The sequence below is a fragment of the Luteimonas sp. A501 genome (assembly GCF_054052085.1).
Genome location: NZ_JBSVRI010000001.1, coordinates 763,899 through 778,510 on the forward strand (window position 1 = coordinate 763,899; position 14,612 = coordinate 778,510).

The 14,612-nt window shown below is 71.4% G+C and carries 12 protein-coding genes; 6 read left to right on the top strand and 6 right to left on the bottom strand.

Annotated elements, in window-relative coordinates:
* Positions 1-103 precede the first annotated feature (103 nt).
* The 3 genes from ACW7G5_RS03485 to ACW7G5_RS03495 all read left to right on the top strand — a co-directional run bounded on the left by ACW7G5_RS03485 (position 104) and on the right by ACW7G5_RS03495 (position 2,412).
* On the top strand, positions 104-1,276 hold the full coding sequence (locus ACW7G5_RS03485) for a polyketide cyclase (protein ID WP_457001855.1): 1,173 nt from the start codon (positions 104-106) through the stop codon (positions 1,274-1,276).
* 82 nt (positions 1,277-1,358) lie between these two features.
* Positions 1,359-1,736, top strand: coding sequence for a DUF423 domain-containing protein (locus tag ACW7G5_RS03490; RefSeq protein ID WP_457001856.1), 378 nt, complete (start codon positions 1,359-1,361; stop codon positions 1,734-1,736).
* 4 nt (positions 1,737-1,740) lie between these two features.
* The gene (locus ACW7G5_RS03495; protein ID WP_457001858.1) at positions 1,741-2,412 is read left to right on the top strand and encodes a DNA-3-methyladenine glycosylase family protein; all 672 of its coding nucleotides are present in this window, start codon (positions 1,741-1,743) and stop codon (positions 2,410-2,412) included.
* A 352-nt stretch (positions 2,413-2,764) separates the two neighbouring features.
* On the opposite strand, the gene mfd is transcribed toward ACW7G5_RS03495, so the two are convergent.
* The 3 genes from mfd to ACW7G5_RS03510 form a co-directional block, all read right to left on the bottom strand.
* On the bottom strand, positions 2,765-6,280 hold the full coding sequence (gene mfd, locus ACW7G5_RS03500) for a transcription-repair coupling factor (RefSeq protein WP_457001860.1): 3,516 nt from the start codon (positions 6,278-6,280) through the stop codon (positions 2,765-2,767).
* Positions 6,281-6,341: 61 nt separating this feature from the next.
* A complete protein-coding gene (locus tag ACW7G5_RS03505) occupies positions 6,342-6,917 on the bottom strand; it encodes an N-acetyltransferase family protein (RefSeq protein ID WP_457001862.1) in 576 nt (191 codons plus the stop codon).
* Positions 6,918-7,012: 95 nt separating this feature from the next.
* Positions 7,013-7,870 carry a 23S rRNA (adenine(2030)-N(6))-methyltransferase RlmJ gene (locus tag ACW7G5_RS03510; protein WP_457001863.1) on the bottom strand — a complete coding sequence of 286 codons (858 nt, stop codon included), beginning with the start codon at positions 7,868-7,870 and terminating at the stop codon, positions 7,013-7,015.
* A 41-nt stretch (positions 7,871-7,911) separates the two neighbouring features.
* Between ACW7G5_RS03510 and creB the strand changes: the two genes are divergently transcribed.
* The 3 genes from creB to creD all read left to right on the top strand — a co-directional run bounded on the left by creB (position 7,912) and on the right by creD (position 11,517).
* The gene (gene creB, locus ACW7G5_RS03515) at positions 7,912-8,652 is read left to right on the top strand and encodes a two-component system response regulator CreB (RefSeq protein WP_457001865.1); all 741 of its coding nucleotides are present in this window, start codon (positions 7,912-7,914) and stop codon (positions 8,650-8,652) included.
* Positions 8,653-8,657: 5 nt separating this feature from the next.
* Positions 8,658-10,085 (top strand): two-component system sensor histidine kinase CreC, encoded by a 1,428-nt coding sequence (gene creC, locus ACW7G5_RS03520; protein ID WP_457001867.1) that lies wholly within the window; start codon positions 8,658-8,660, stop codon positions 10,083-10,085.
* Positions 10,086-10,173: 88 nt separating this feature from the next.
* Positions 10,174-11,517, top strand: coding sequence for a cell envelope integrity protein CreD (gene creD, locus ACW7G5_RS03525; RefSeq protein ID WP_457001868.1), 1,344 nt, complete (start codon positions 10,174-10,176; stop codon positions 11,515-11,517).
* A gap of 10 nt (positions 11,518-11,527) precedes the next feature.
* Here the strand turns inward: creD and ACW7G5_RS03530 are convergent, their stop codons facing one another.
* From ACW7G5_RS03530 to ACW7G5_RS03540, 3 genes are all read right to left on the bottom strand, one after another.
* The gene (locus tag ACW7G5_RS03530; RefSeq protein ID WP_457001869.1) at positions 11,528-12,079 is read right to left on the bottom strand and encodes a phosphatase PAP2 family protein; all 552 of its coding nucleotides are present in this window, start codon (positions 12,077-12,079) and stop codon (positions 11,528-11,530) included.
* Complete coding sequence (locus tag ACW7G5_RS03535; RefSeq protein WP_457001871.1) at positions 12,057-13,208, bottom strand: glycosyltransferase family 4 protein; 1,152 nt, start codon at positions 13,206-13,208, stop codon at positions 12,057-12,059. Before ACW7G5_RS03535 ends, ACW7G5_RS03530 begins: the two co-directional genes overlap by 23 nt.
* A gap of 114 nt (positions 13,209-13,322) precedes the next feature.
* Complete coding sequence (locus ACW7G5_RS03540) at positions 13,323-14,465, bottom strand: OprO/OprP family phosphate-selective porin (protein WP_457001873.1); 1,143 nt, start codon at positions 14,463-14,465, stop codon at positions 13,323-13,325.
* Positions 14,466-14,612 lie beyond the last annotated feature (147 nt).

Genomic DNA, 14,612 nt, shown 5'->3' on the forward strand with positions numbered 1-14,612 from the left:
CGAAAAAAAGCGCGCTGCGAAGGTCGCGGCGGCGGCGGCAATCTTGCTAGGATTGCCGGTCTGCGCCCCGGCCTCGGCCGGTCCTGGTCCCGGAGAACCCTGAATGACCCGTTTTCTTGAGCTCCTGATTTCCCTGGCGATTGTCGCCGTGCTGTTCATCGTCGTCGGCGTGCTGCTGCCGTCCAGCCGTTCCCTGACCGAAAGCGTAGAGACCAATCGCAAGCCGGCGATCGTGTTCGACACGCTCAACAGCTTCAAGCGCTTCGACGACTGGCATCCCTTTGCGCTGGGCCAGGTCGCGCTGAACCGTTCGGGCCCGGATTCGGGCGTCGGCGCCCGCATCGACTACGACTCGGAAGTGTCGGGCGTGGGCAAGGGCAGCTGGGAGATCGTCGAGTCCGACCAGGACGCGCGCGTGGTCTACAAGATCGAGGACATCAAGCGCGGCTCCAACAAGCAGACCAGCTTCACACTGAAGCCGACCGGTCGCGGTGGCCGCAACATCGAGATCACCCAGCACTACAGCGTCGACTACGGCTGGAACCTGCTCGGTCGCTACGCTGGCCTGTATGTCAGCCGCAACACCGGCGACACCATCAAGCTCGGCCTTGGTCGCCTGAGCAACATGCTGGCCTCGGTGCCCAACTTCGACTACCGCGTGGAGGGTTCGACGCTGACCGGCCTCGAGCTCGCCGAGATCCCGGCCGAGAACCTGCTGGTGGTCAACGCCGGCGCGATCGAGCGCAACAACGACGTCATCAAGAAGGCGATGAAGGACAACGTCGAGTGGATCAACCGCACCATGGCCGAGAGCGATCTCGAGCCGATCGGTCCGGTGCGCATCGTGACCACCGAGTTCGCGAGTGCGACCTACACCTTCGACGTGGTCCAGGCCGTGCGCCGCAAGGGCACCGGTGCCGCCGATGACGATGCCAATGCCGCCGCGGACGACGAAGCCACGGGTGAAGGCGAGGATGGCGAGCAGGCACCTGCCGCCCCGGCCTTCGCGGTGACCGAATCGGAAGCCATCGACGAGGATTCGCTCAAGCTGCTGGGCCCGGTGACCTATGTCCGCAGCGAGCCGCTGTACGTGGTCCGCGGCGACTACAAGGGCTACATGGCCGAACTCGACGCTGCGCGCAACGCGACCCGCGCCTGGGCGCTGACCCAGGGCGAGGAAGCCATCGGCCGGCCGTACGAGTACTACGTCAACGGCATCGATGCCGCGTTCACCGCCGAAGGCCAGTTCAAGGTGTTCTGGAACCTGAAGCGCTGAGCCGCGAGGCCGGATGAATGATGTGCCACGCAGAACGCCGCATCCCTGGATGCGGCGTTCTGCTTTTACGGAGCAGCACGCGATGATCAATGCCGATTTCACCCAGGCGCGGCCTGCGGGCCTTCGATCCCTTGCTGCCGCGGGCGCGCTGCTGGCGGCGGTTGCGGTGGCGCTGGCCGCATACGCGTCGCATGCCGCGGGTCCGGAAGCCGGAATGCGCCTCGGCTTGGCCGCCGCGTTCGCCTTCGGCCACGGGCTGGCGCTGGCGGCGCTGGCGCCACGCGCGCGCGGACGCCTGGCCACGGCGGCCCTGTGGGCGCTGCTGCTGGGCGTGCTGCTGTTCGCGGGTTCGCTGGCCGGCGCACATTTCTTTGCTCTGCCGACGCGGTTGGCGCCGGCGGGCGGGAGCCTGATGATCCTCGGCTGGCTCGCCCACACCGTCGCCGCGCTGCGGGGCTGAGGCGATGCCCCGGTTCTCGCGAGGCTACGACACCCTCGAGGCGGAAGCCTGGCTGGCGCGCCGCGACCGCCGCCTGGGCACCTGGATCCGGCGCCTGGGTCCGATCGACCCTGATCCGAGGTGGCGGCGTACGTTCGACCCGGTCGATGCGCTGGCGCGGGCGATCCTGTTCCAGCAACTCAGCGGCAAGGCGGCCTCGACGATCGTGGGGCGGGTCGAGGCGGCCATCGGCAGCGCGCGCCTGCACAGCGACACCCTCGGCCGCATCGACGATGCGACCCTGCGCGCCTGCGGCGTCTCCGGCAACAAGGCCCTGGCCCTGCGCGACCTGGCGGCACGCGAGGCCCGGGGGGAGATTCCCGACCTGCGGCGGATGTCGGTCATGGACGCCGACGCCATCGTCGCGGCGCTGGTGCCGATCCGCGGCATCGGCCGCTGGACGGTCGAGATGATGCTGATGTTCCGCCTTGGCCGCCCGGACGTGCTGCCGGTCGACGACCTGGGCATCCGCAAGGGTGCCCAACTGGTGGATCGCACGGAGGACATGCCCAAGCCGCGCGAGCTCGCGGCCCGGGGCGAGCGCTGGGGGCCGTACCGCACGCATGCGGGCCTGTACCTGTGGCGCATCGCCGACTCCGCCGCTACCGCCACCCCGACCAATCGCTCGCAGGGCTGACGCGGAAGCCTTTGCCACGGATTTGCGCGGATAGGGGCGGATTTACACGGATAGGGCAGAAGCTTTTTAGCCACGGATTTACGCGGATTACGCGGATATGGATCAGGCCAACGTGTTGCCCCTGGGCTCATCCAGCCCGCCTCGTCCAGTAACCGTTTGGAAGAAAGGAGCCCCGTACGGAGCGCCTTGCCCGCGCTGGCCCCGCTCCGATCCGCGTAATCCGCGTAAATCCGTGGCAGAAAGCTCTTCGCTTTTTCCGCCTTTTCGCTCTATCCGTGTAAATCCGCCCTTACCTGCGCAAATCCGTGGCAAAAGCTTTTGCTATCGCCGCCATGGCCCCTCCCGCCGCGGGTCAGCGGCTGGGCGCGAGGACGGACAGCAGGCCGCGGGCGGCCTGGAGGCGCTCCTCCGGCGTCGGCAGTTCCAGGGTGAGGCGGAGCTTGTCGGGGCCGTCCATGCGGTAGTTCTTCGGCTGGCCCTGGACCAGGTTGATGATTGCCATCGGATCGATCGACGGCTTCTCGACGAACTGCACCCGCCCGCCGCTGGCGCCGATGTCGATCTTGCGGATGCCCAGGTCGGTTGCCCGCTGCTTCAGCTCGGCGATCGCGAACAGGTATTTCACCGGGTCGGGCAGCAGGCCGAAGCGGTCGATCATCTCCACCTGCAGCTCGCGCAGCGCCTCGGCGTCGCGGGCCGAGCTGATGCGCTTGTACAGCGTCAGTCGCGCATGCACGTCGGGCAGGTAATCGTCCGGGATCAGGGCCGGCGTGTGCAGCTCGACCTCGGCGCCGCGCGCGGCGGTGCCGTCGACGTCGGGCAGCTCGCCGCGCTTGATCGAACGCACCGCGCGCTCCAGCAGTTCGGTATAGAGGCTGAAGCCGACCTCGGCCATCTGTCCGCTCTGGTCCTCGCCCAGCAGCTCACCCGCGCCGCGGATCTCGAGGTCGTGGGTGGCGAGCGTGAAGCCGGCGCCCAGCTCGTCCATCGATGCGATCACGTCCAGGCGCTTGCGCGCGTCCGAGGTGATCGAGCGCTTGTCCGGGATCACCAGGTAGGCATAGGCGCGGTGGTGCGAGCGTCCGACGCGGCCGCGCAGCTGGTGCAGCTGTGCCAGGCCGAACTTGTCGGCGCGGTTGATGATGATGGTGTTGGCATTGGGGATGTCGATGCCGGATTCGATGATGGTCGAAGCCAGTAGCACGTTGAAGCGCTGCTTCTGGAAGTCGAGCATCACGCGTTCCAGCTCTCGCTCGGGCATCTGCCCGTGGGCCACGCCGATGCGCGCCTCGGGCACCAGCTCCTGCAGCTGGCGCAGCATGCGGCCGATCGACTCGACGTCGTTGTGGAGGAAGAACAGCTGGCCGCCGCGCGCGAGCTCGCGGTCGAAGGCCTCGCGCAGCTGGGCATCGTCCCAGGGCACGACGAAGGTCTGCACCGCCAGCCGGTTGGTCGGGGCGGTGGCGATGATCGACAGGTCGCGCAGCCCGGCCATGGCCATGTTGAGCGTGCGTGGGATCGGGGTGGCGGTGAGCGTGAGCAGGTGCACGTTGGCGCGCAGCGCCTTCAGCGCCTCCTTCTGGCGCACGCCGAAGCGCTGCTCCTCGTCCACGATCACAAGCCCGAGGTCCTTGAAGCGCACGTCCTTCTGCAGCAGGCGGTGGGTGCCGACGATGACGTCGATCGTGCCCTCGGCGACCTTCTCCAGCTCGGCCTTGATCTCCTTGGTGCTCTTGAAGCGCGACAGCACCTCGACCCGGATCGGCCAGTCGGCGAAGCGGTCGGCGAAGTTGCGGTAGTGCTGCTCGGCCAGCAGCGTGGTCGGCACCAGCACCGCGACCTGCTTGCCGGCGGCGGCGGTGGCGAACGCCGCGCGCACCGCGACCTCGGTCTTGCCGAAGCCGACGTCGCCGCAGACCACGCGGTCCATCGGCTGCGAGGACTGCAGGTCGCGCAGCACGGCCTCGATGGCGGCGTGCTGGTCGGGCGTTTCCTCGAACGGGAAGGTGGCCGCGAAGGGCTCGTACATGCCGCGGTCGACGTCGATCGCGAGTCCGGCGCGGGCCTGGCGCTTGGCCTGGATCTCCAGGAGTTCCGCTGCGACGTCGCGGACCTTCTCGGCCGCCTTGCGCTTGGCCTTGGTCCACTGTTCGCCGCCCAGCGAATGCAGCGGCGCGGTCTCCGGCGAGGCGCCGGAGTAGCGGCTGATCAGGTGCAGCTGCGCGACCGGCACGTACAGGCGGTCGCCCTTGGCGTATTCGATCTCCAGGTACTCGGCGGGCATGCCGCCGGCTTCCAGCGTCACCAGCCCGCGGTAGCGGCCGACGCCGTGGTCCTCGTGCACGATCGGCGAGCCTTCGGACAGCTCGCCGAGGTCGCGGATGATCGCTTCGGGCTCGCGGCCGACGCGCTTGCGGTGGCGTGGCTGCGTCGCGCGCTCGGGGAACAGCTGGCGCTCGGTGAGCACTACCAGCGGCTCGCCGCCGCCGGCCGCGTCGCCGTCAAGCGCGAAGCCGTCCTCCAGCGGCGCGACCGCGATCGCGAAGCGCGCGACGCCGGTGGCGAAGCTGCGGAAGTCGGGCAGCACCTGCGGCCGCAGGGCGGCGGCGTCGAGCACCTCCAGCAGGGCTTCGCGACGGCCGGCGCTGTCGGCCGACACCAGCACGCGGCCCGGATAGCTGCCGAGGAAGTCCTTCAGCGGCGCGGCGGCGGCGTCGTGGCGCGCGGCCACCGGGAGTTCCGGCGCGGGCTGCTCGCCCAGGCGCGCGGCCTCGGCGTGGCGCGGATGGTCGGCGCCCGCGAGCTCGATCCGCGGCGCGTCGTTGAAGCGCGCGCGCAGTTCGTCCGGCGCCAGCCACAGCGCGCCAGGCGGCAGCACGGGATGCTCGACGTCGTGGCGCCGCTGCTCGTGGCGTTGCTCCGTCTGGGCCCAGAAGTGATCGGCCGCGGCCGGCGCGCCCTCGTCCACCAGCGGCAGGGTGGCCTCGCCCAGGTAGTCGAACAGGGTGGCGGTGGCGCCGTCGGGGAAGAACAGCGGCAGGTAGTACTCGATGCCCGCCGGCGCCGCGCCGGCCTTCAGGTCCTGGAACAGCGCGCTGCGCCGGGTGTCGATGTCGAAGCGTTCGCGCAGCGCGTCCAGGGCCCGCCCGCGCGATGCCTCGTCGAGCGGGACCTCGCGGCCGGGCATCAGCTGGATCGCCTGGACCTTGTCCAGCGAGCGCTGGCTCTCGGGGTCGAAGACGCGGATGGTGTCGATCTCGTCGTCCAGCAGCTCGACCCGGAACGGCGCCGCCTCGCCCATCGGATAGACGTCGAGCAGGGCGCCGCGCACTGCGAAATCGCCGGGATCGTAGACCTGCGGCACGTTGCGGTAGCCGGCCGCGTGCAGGCGGCGCTTCTCGGCGTCGAGGTCCAGGCGCTGGCCCACGCGCAGGTCGAAGCTGTTGCCGATGACGTAGGACAGCGGCGGCAGGCGCTGCATCAGCGTCTGCACCGGCACCACCAGCACGCCGCGCGTCATCGTCGGCAGCCGGCGCAGGGTGGCCAGGCGCTGCGAGACGATTTCCGGGTGCGGGCTGAAGCGGTCGTAGGGCAGGGTCTCCCAGTCGGGGAAGCCAAGCACCGGCAGCGTGGGGTCGGCGCCGAGGAGCGTCTGCAGGTCGGCCTCTATCTGGGTCGCCGCATGGTTGTCGCGCGCCACCGCCAGCAGCACGCCGTCGTGGGCGCGCGCGGCCGCGGCCACGAACCAGGCCAGCGCCGAGCGCGAGGCCGGTGCGCGCCACCACGCCCGCGGGCGCCCGGGACCGGGCAGCGGGGGACGGGGCAGCAGGAGGGGGGCGGAGCTGGCTGGGGGAGTCTTGTCGGTCATTCAACGCGCGGAAAGGCGGCGGCGCCGACGGCGTGGCGCCGCCGGTGCGAGGGCGCGCAGTTTAACCCGTGGTCCTGTCGACGCCGGCAACCGGCGTGGTCGCGGCCAAGGGCAGGCGCAGGCGAACGAAGCCCGGGTCGGCGCCCTCGACCAGCTCGAAGCCCATGGAGCGCGCCAGGTCCAACAGGGGACCGTTGTCCTCGAGCACGTCGCCGTGCACCGCATCGAGCCGCTTGCCGCGCGCCCAGCGCGTGACGCGGCGCATGAGGTGGCGGCCGAGCCCCATGCCGGCGACGTTGCGCCCGACGAGGATCGCGAACCGCGCCTCGCGCGTGCCGGGGACCACGGCGGCGTGGGCCAGGCCGGAGAGCATCGCCTCGCCCGGCGGCAGCGGCTCGGACACGACCAGGGTGAAGGCGGTGCGCGCATCGGGCTGGGCGAGGCGCATGGCCTCTTCCGCGCCCATGGCATCGGCGCCGGCAAGCAGGTGGCGACCGAGTTCCCCGGGCTCCATCAGCTCGAAGCCGGCACGGAGCACGGGCGCATCCTCGGAGCGGATGGGGCGGATCAGGACGTCACGGCCGTTGCCGAGGCGGATCTCCTCGTGCCACGGCGGAAGGCGGTTTCTTGCGACCATGGAGCGGATGCTGTCACGGTCGAAGTGAAGCCGGCCTCTACATCCCGGCCCCGACGGCCGGCAGCGGGCGTGCATGCGGCCGCGGCCGGTGGGGTTCAGGGGGGGCTGCGCAGCCAGTGCAGGCGCGCGCTCGCGCCGCGTTCGCCCAGGGCCCGGGCCAGGGCTGCCAGCGCCGGCTCCAGCACGGCGTCCAACTGCCATGGCGGATTGACCACCATGAGGCCGCTGCCGTTCATGCGCAGCGGCGAGTCGTCCGGGCGCACCATCAGTTCGGCCAGCAGCGCGGACTTCGCCGGCAGGTCGGCGGCGCGGCGCTGGAACGGCCCAAGCGTGCGCCGCAGCTTGATCGGGTACCAGAGCGCGAACACGCCCTGCGGGAAGCGCCGCAGGCCGTCGCGGATCGCGGCCAGGGAATCATCGAACTCGGCCAACTGGCTTTCGTAGGGCGGGTCGACCAGCACCAGGCCGCGCCCGATGCGGGTGTCGCCGTCGCGCGGCGGCAGCAGGGCGCGCATGGCGGCATAGCCGTCGCCGGCCTGCACGCGCACGCGGCGGTCGTCGGCGAAGGTGGCGCCCAGGACCTTGACTTCCTCCGGCTGCAGTTCGCAGCAGGCGATGCGGTCGTCGGCGCGCAGCGCGTGCGCGAGCAGCCATGGCGAGCCCGGGTAGGCATCGGCGCCGTGCAACTGGCGGCAGGCGCGGACGGCGTCCAGGTAGCGGCGCAGCAGCGGGTCCTTCGGCGTCTCGGCGAACAGGCGGGCGATGCCGTCGTCGGCCTCGCCGGTGCGCTTCGCGCTGGCGCCGGCAAGGTGGTACAGGCCGCGGCCGGCGTGGGTGTCGAGCGCGAACAGCGGCGCCGGCTTGGCCACCAGTGCATCGCACAGGGCCAGCAGGACGACGTGCTTGAGGACGTCGGCGTGGTTGCCGGCGTGGAAGGCGTGGCGGTAATTCATCGGCGAAGGATACCGGTCCTGCGCCGGCCCGCGGCCCCGGTATGCTGCGCGCCATGCCCGCGCACGCGCCGACGACGCCATCCACCCTGCTGCTGGTCGAGGACGATCCGGCGATTGCCGAGGCCGTGCTTTACGCCCTGCGGGCCGAGGGCCACGTGGTCGAGCATCTTCTGCTGGGTGGCGGCGTCGCCGTACGGGTGCGCGCCGGCGGCATCGACCTGGTGCTGCTCGACGTCGGCCTGCCGGACATCGGCGGCTTCGAGGTCTGCCGGCAGCTGCGCGCCTTCAGCGCGGTGCCGGTGGTGTTCCTGACCGCGCGCGGCGACGAGGTCGACCGGGTGCTGGGCCTGGAGCTGGGCGCGGACGACTACATCGCCAAGCCGTTCTCCCTGCGCGAACTGGCGGCGCGCGTGCGGGCGCGATTGCGGCGGCATCCGGCGGCCGCAGACGGGCGCGGGGCGCAGGCCGAGTCCGCCCTTGCACCCGCCAGGCATGGCCGCTTCGAACACGATCCCGCCGCGCGCCGGGTCCGTTTCACGGGCGTACTGCTGGACCTGACCCGCTACGAATACGCCCTGCTCGCCGAGCTGCTGCGCCGCCCCGGCGCCATCCTCAGTCGCGCGCAGCTGCTCGACCGCGCCTGGGACGACGCCCTCGACAGCGGCGAACGCACCGTCGATACCCACGTCAAGACGCTGCGCGGCAAGCTGCGCGCGGTCGACGCCGGCGTCGAACCGGTGCGCACGCATCGCGGCATCGGCTATTCGCTGGACGTGGACTGAGTCCGGTGCGCATCGGCCTGCGCATCCTGTTGGGCTATTTCCTGATCGTGGCGCTGGCGGCGCTGCTGCTGGGCCAGGTGTTCCTGCGCGAGGTGAAGCCCGGCGTGCGCCAGGCGATGGAGGACACCCTGGTGGATACCGCCAACGTGCTGGCCGAACTCGCCACCGACGACCTGCTGTCGGGCCGCATCGATGACGGCCGCTTCGCGACCCGCATCCGGGCGCTGGCAGGGCGCGACATCGGCGCCGGCATCTGGGGCTTCGAGAAGCGCGACGTGAACTATCGGGTGACGGTGACCGACGACCGCGGCATCGTGGTGTTCGATTCCGCCGGCCGCGACCTGGGCGCCGACTACTCGCGCTGGAACGACGTCCACCTGACCCTGCGCGGGCGCTACGGCGCGCGCTCCACGCGCAGCGACCCGGATGACGACGCCAGCTCGGTGATGCACGTCGCCGCGCCGATCCGCGACGGCGCGCGCATCGCCGGCGTGCTCACCGTGTCCAAGCCCAACCGTGCGATGGCGCCGTTCATCGCCCGCAGCGAAGCGGTGATCCTGCGCTGGGGCATGGTGTTGCTGGGCAGCGCGCTGCTGGTGGGCCTGTCCGCGGCCTGGTGGCTCTCGCGCCAGCTCGGCGGCCTGCGCGGCTATGCCGACGCGGTCACCGCCGGGCGGCGCGCGGTGCTGCCGCGCTCGGCGGGCGAGTTCGCCGACCTCGGGCGCGCGCTGCAGACCATGCGCGAACGCCTCGAAGATCGCCGCTACGTCGAGCGCTACGTGCACACGCTGACCCACGAGCTGAAGTCGCCGCTGGCGGCGATCCGCGGCTCGGCCGAGCTGCTTGAGTCACCGCTGCCCGAAGCCGACCGCCGGCGCTTCGCCGCCAACATCGGCGCCCAGAGCGAACGCATGGCCGCAATGATCGACAAGCTGCTGGCGCTGGCCGCGGTGGAGCACCGCCAGCGCATCGAGGATCCGGCGCCGGTGGACCTGGCGTCGATCGCGCGCGATGTCGCTGAAGCAGTCGCGCCCCGGCTGCGTGCCGATGGCGTCGTGCTCGAACTCGAGGCCGATGAACCGCTGCCCTCGCCGGTCGGGGATGCGTTCCTGCTGCGCCAGGCGCTGGAGAACCTGGTCGACAACGCGATCGCGTTCTCGCCGCGCGGCGGCAGGGTCTTGCTGGCGCTGCGCGCGCGCGACGGCGGCGTGGCGGTGGACGTTTCCGACGACGGCCCGGGCGTCCCGGACTACGCGCTGGACCAAGTGTTCGAGCGCTTCTATTCGCTGTCGCGCCCGGGCGATGCCGGCCGCAGCAGCGGCATCGGCCTGACCTTCGTCGCCGAGGTCGCCAAGCTGCATGGTGGCCGGGCGTCGCTGCGGAATCGCGACGGCGGCGGTGCGCTTGCCGGCATCGAACTGCCCGCTGGCTGATCGCCGACTTCACACTCGCCTCACCGTCACCCCGCACTCCACACACGCTGTCCCGCCAGGCTGCCCGCACTTCCCGGGAGGACTGGACATGAGACTGTGGTTGAAGATCCTGATGGTTGCGGCGATGACGCTCGCCATCCTGGTGCCGCTGGCGATGGTGGGCGGCGTGGTGGAGGAACGGCAGTCACGACGCGCGGAAGCGGTGGCGAGCATCGCGGCCAGCTTCGGCGGCCGCCAGGTGGTGTCGGGGCCGGTGCTGGTGGTGCCCTATACCGAGAACGTGCGCGAGCAGGTGGCCGACGCCGCCGGCGTCATGCGCACCACGCTGCGGCGGCGCACGCGGCACTGGACGTTCTTCCCCGAGACCCTGGTGGTGGACGGTGAACTGGTGCCCGAGACCCGCAGGCGCGGCCTGCACGAGGTCCGCGTCTACCAGTGGCAGGGCGCGGTGCAGGCGCGCTTCGACGCAAGCGTTCCCGATGACGGGCCCGAGGGCGCCGAGCGAAGCATCGGCGAACCCTGGCTGGCCTTCGGCATCGCCGACGTGCGCGGCCTGCGCGAATTGCCGCGGATGCAGTTCGGTGGTCGTGCGCTGCCGCTGGCGCAGGGCATCGGCCACGAGGACGGTCCCGGCGTGCATGCGCGCCTGCCGGCCCCGGCGGCGGGCGCACGGCTCGCCTTCGAGACCCGGCTGGACATTGAACTGCGTGGCACCGAGTCATTCGCGATGATGCCGCTGGCGCGCGACAACGACCTGCGCCTGCGCTCGAGCTGGCCGCATCCGCGCTTCGAAGGGCTGTCGCCGGTGCACGACCGCGACGGCGCCGGCTTCCGCGCGCAGTGGAAGGTGGCGTCGCTCGCCACCGACGCCCAGCGCCGCTATCGCCGGCATGCGTCATTGGGCGACGCCGGTCCGTCGCTGCACTGGAGCCCGGATCCCGACGCCGCCGGCATCACCCTGGTCGACCCGGTGAACGCCTACCTGCAGGCCGAGCGGGCGACCAAATACGGCGTGCTGTTCGTGCTGCTGACCTTCGTCGCCTTCTTCATGTTCGAGCTGATCCGCCAGCAGCCGATCCACCCGATCCAGTACGGACTGGTGGGCCTGGCGATCGCGATCTTCTTCCTGCTGCTGGTCAGCCTGGGCGAGCACATCCCGTTCGGGTTCGCCTACCTGTCGGCGGCGGCCGCGTGCATCGGGCTGATCGGCTTCTACCTTGCGGCGGTGCTCGGTGGTGCGATGCGCGGCGCGGGCTTCGCGGCGATGCTGGCCCTGCTCTATGCGGCCCTCTATGGCCTGCTGGTCTCCGAGGACAATGCGCTGGTGCTGGGTGCCGGCCTGCTGTTCGTGGTGCTGGCGGCGATCATGGTCCTCACACGCCGGATCGACTGGTACCGCGTGGGCGCGGCGCTGCCGTCCTCGGGCCGCTGAACGCGTGCGCTCAGGACAGGCCCGGGACGTGCGAACCCAGCCACAGCGCGCCGCCGCCGAGCAGCGAGCCGATCACGGTGGCGGCAAGCACGTCGCTGGGCCAGTGCAGGCCCAGCACCACGCGCGACAGGGCGACCATCGCGGTGAACGGCAGCAGCAGCCAGGCCAGCGGCGGGTAGTAGGCCAGGGCGACGATGGTGAAGGCGACCGCGTGCAGGGTGTGGCCCGACGGGAAGCTGAACTCGTCCAGCGGCGCGATCCAGGCGCGGATGCGGACGTCGGCGGCATAGGGCCGCGGGCGCCGCGTCCAGCGTTTGAGCCCCTTGTACAGCAGCAGCGCGACGGCGCCGGTGGCGGCCATGTGCGCCGAGGCGCGCAGGCCGTCCAGGCCATCCACCAGCACCATCGCCGCCATCAGCAGGTACCAGGCCACCCCGTCGCCGGCGCGGCTGACCGCTGCGAAGACGCGAAGCACGCCGCTGCGCGCGCACCAGCCGTTGGTGCGCAGGCAGAGGAAACTGTCGGCCCAAAGCCGGCGGTCATGCGAGGGCAGGGTGGACATCGGCGTGGCTCCGGTCGCGGGCGATTCCCCGCAGGATGGCGTCGAAATCGGGGGCGACCTGGGCCGGCCGCAGCGGCTGCACCGCCATGCGCGCGCCCTGGCCCATGTCGCGACGCGAACGGTCCTCGAGCGAAAGCCGGCAGGCGGCATCGATGAAGGCGGCTTCGTCGTGCAGCTCGATCGCCGCGCCGTGCAGCCCGTGGCGCAGGTGTTCGGCGGCGGCGCCGTAGCGGAAGGCGACGGTCGCCACGCCGCTGGCCATGGCCTCGATGGTGACGTTGCCGAAGGTCTCGGAGAGGCTCGGGAACAGGAACAGGTCGGCGCTGGCGAAGTGGCGGGCAAGGTCGTCGCCGCGCTGCAGGCCGCAGTAGATGAAGTCCGGGTTGGCCTCGCGGATCCGCGCGAGCTCGGGGCCTTCGCCCACCCAGACGAAGCGCGCGTCCGGCCGCAGTTCCTGCAGCCTGCGGAAGGCGCGGACCGCGAGGTCGAGGTTCTTTTCCGCGGCCACTCGGCCGATGTAGGCCACGGCGAGGTCGTCGGGGCCCAGGCCCCAGCGGGCGCGCAGCGCGACGTCGCGGTGCGCCGGGTCGAAGCGCCGGGTGTCGACCGCGCGCGGCAGGTGCACCACGTGTTCGAAGTCCAGGCGTCCAAGCTCGGCGCACAGCTCCCTGGTCGGTACCAGGGTGGCGGCGGAGCCGTTGTGGAAGCGCCGCATCCAGGCCAGCGCGAGCGGCTGCATGAACGCCACGCCGTAGTCGCGCATGTAGTGGTCGAAGCGGGTGTGGAAGCCCGAGGCCACGGGGATGCCGAGCGCCTTGGCGGCGCGCATCGCCGACCAGCCCAGCGGGCCCTCGGTGGCGATGTACACCGCGTCGGGGCGCTGCCGGCGCCAGCGGCGGCGAAGCTTCGCGACCGAGGGCAGGCCAAAGCGCAGGCCGGCGTAGAACGGCACCCGGACGCCGCGGGCCAGCACGTGGCCGGCGGCCCCGGTTTCACCCCGATGCTGCCGCGGGCGCACGACCTCGACCTCGTGGCCGCGGGCGCGGAGTCCGCGCTCCAGCTCCTGCACGGTGAGCGCTACGCCGTTGACTTCGGGCGGATAGGTCTCGGTGACGATGGTGTAGTGCATGCGGGGCTCCGGTTTGACCGAAGCCTGGCGCCTGGCGGTGTCGCGCCTGTTGCAGGAATATGACCGCGGTGTGACCCGGTTCGATGCGTGCCGCGGGCCCGCGCGCGAGTCGCGCTACCAGTGCAGCTGCACCCGCGCTTCGACGATCGACGGGTCGTCGCTGACCACGGCGCCGCTGGCGGCGTCCGTGCGGCGGCTGGCGACGTCGACGTAGTTCAGGGCCAGCTTGGCGTTGCTGCGCCAGTACCAGTTGACGCCCACGGTCCAGGCCTCCATGCGGCCGCCGCGCACGGCGCCGTCGTCCAGGTCGAGCTGGTCGTAGCGAAGTCCCAGCTGCCAGAGCCCGCTGTCGCCCACCTGGGTGCGCGGCAGGCCGCCGCGGTAGTCCCAGGTGGTACCGCCCGGTGTCCACATCGCGCTGGCGTAGCCGCCGCTGGTGTCGTAGGCGGATGCATCGATGCGATCGCCGCGGGCGAGGAAGTACTCGCCCTGCAGCTTCAGCGGGCCGCGGATCCACAGCGCCTCGAGTCCGGTGGTGGCCAGGCGGTCGACGTCGGCCATCGGACCGCTGTCGACCAGGCGTTCGGCGAAGTCGGCGTTAGGGCGCGCGCGCAGGCGCAGCTGGTCGCTGTCGGTATCGCGGTCGACGTGGCTGAGGCCGAGATGCAGCACCTGGCCTTCGTCGCGGACTGGTGCCCACCAGGTGCGCAGGCCGTAGCCCGCACCGTGGGCATCGTGGTCGAGGTTGCGTCCGAACCAGCCCAGCGTGGCGCCGTGGCCGCCGGCGTCGTAGCTCCAGGTCGCGCCCAGGCGGCGGCCGGTGGCGAAGGTGCCGGTGGCGGCGGCCTTGGCGATGAAGTCGTTGTTCTTGGCCGAGGACAGTTCTTCCAGTCCGTTGAGTTGCTTGGACTGGCCGAGCAGCAGGGTATGGCTGGGGCCGTCGTCGCCGCCGAAGCGCCAGGACAGGTTGTTGTCGAGGTAGCTTTCGCCTTCGACGTCGTAGCCCAGCACCCAGGACAGGTTGCCGGGGCCGCTGCCCTTGAGCACCAGTTCGAAGCGGCGCACGCCGGTGGCGCGGTCGCGGCCGTCGTCGCGGCCGTCCAGGTCCATCAGGTCATTGTCGAACCAGTAGCCGTCGACCTGGAACATGCCTTCGAATGCGACGTCGGAGCCGGCGACGGTGCCCAGCGGGATCTCGGCGTGGGCGGGAAGGCAGCAGGCGGCGGCCAGGGCGATCGGCAGCAACAGGAATTTCATCGGGACGTCACGATCCGGTCATCAGGGGGGCGATGGAGTTTAACGCGCGCACCGTGAGCGGCCTTGGAACGCAGCGTATGGCGCCGCCGCGGCCTGGCCGCCAGAACACCCGCCAACCCGCCAACCCGCCAACCCGCACCCGCACCC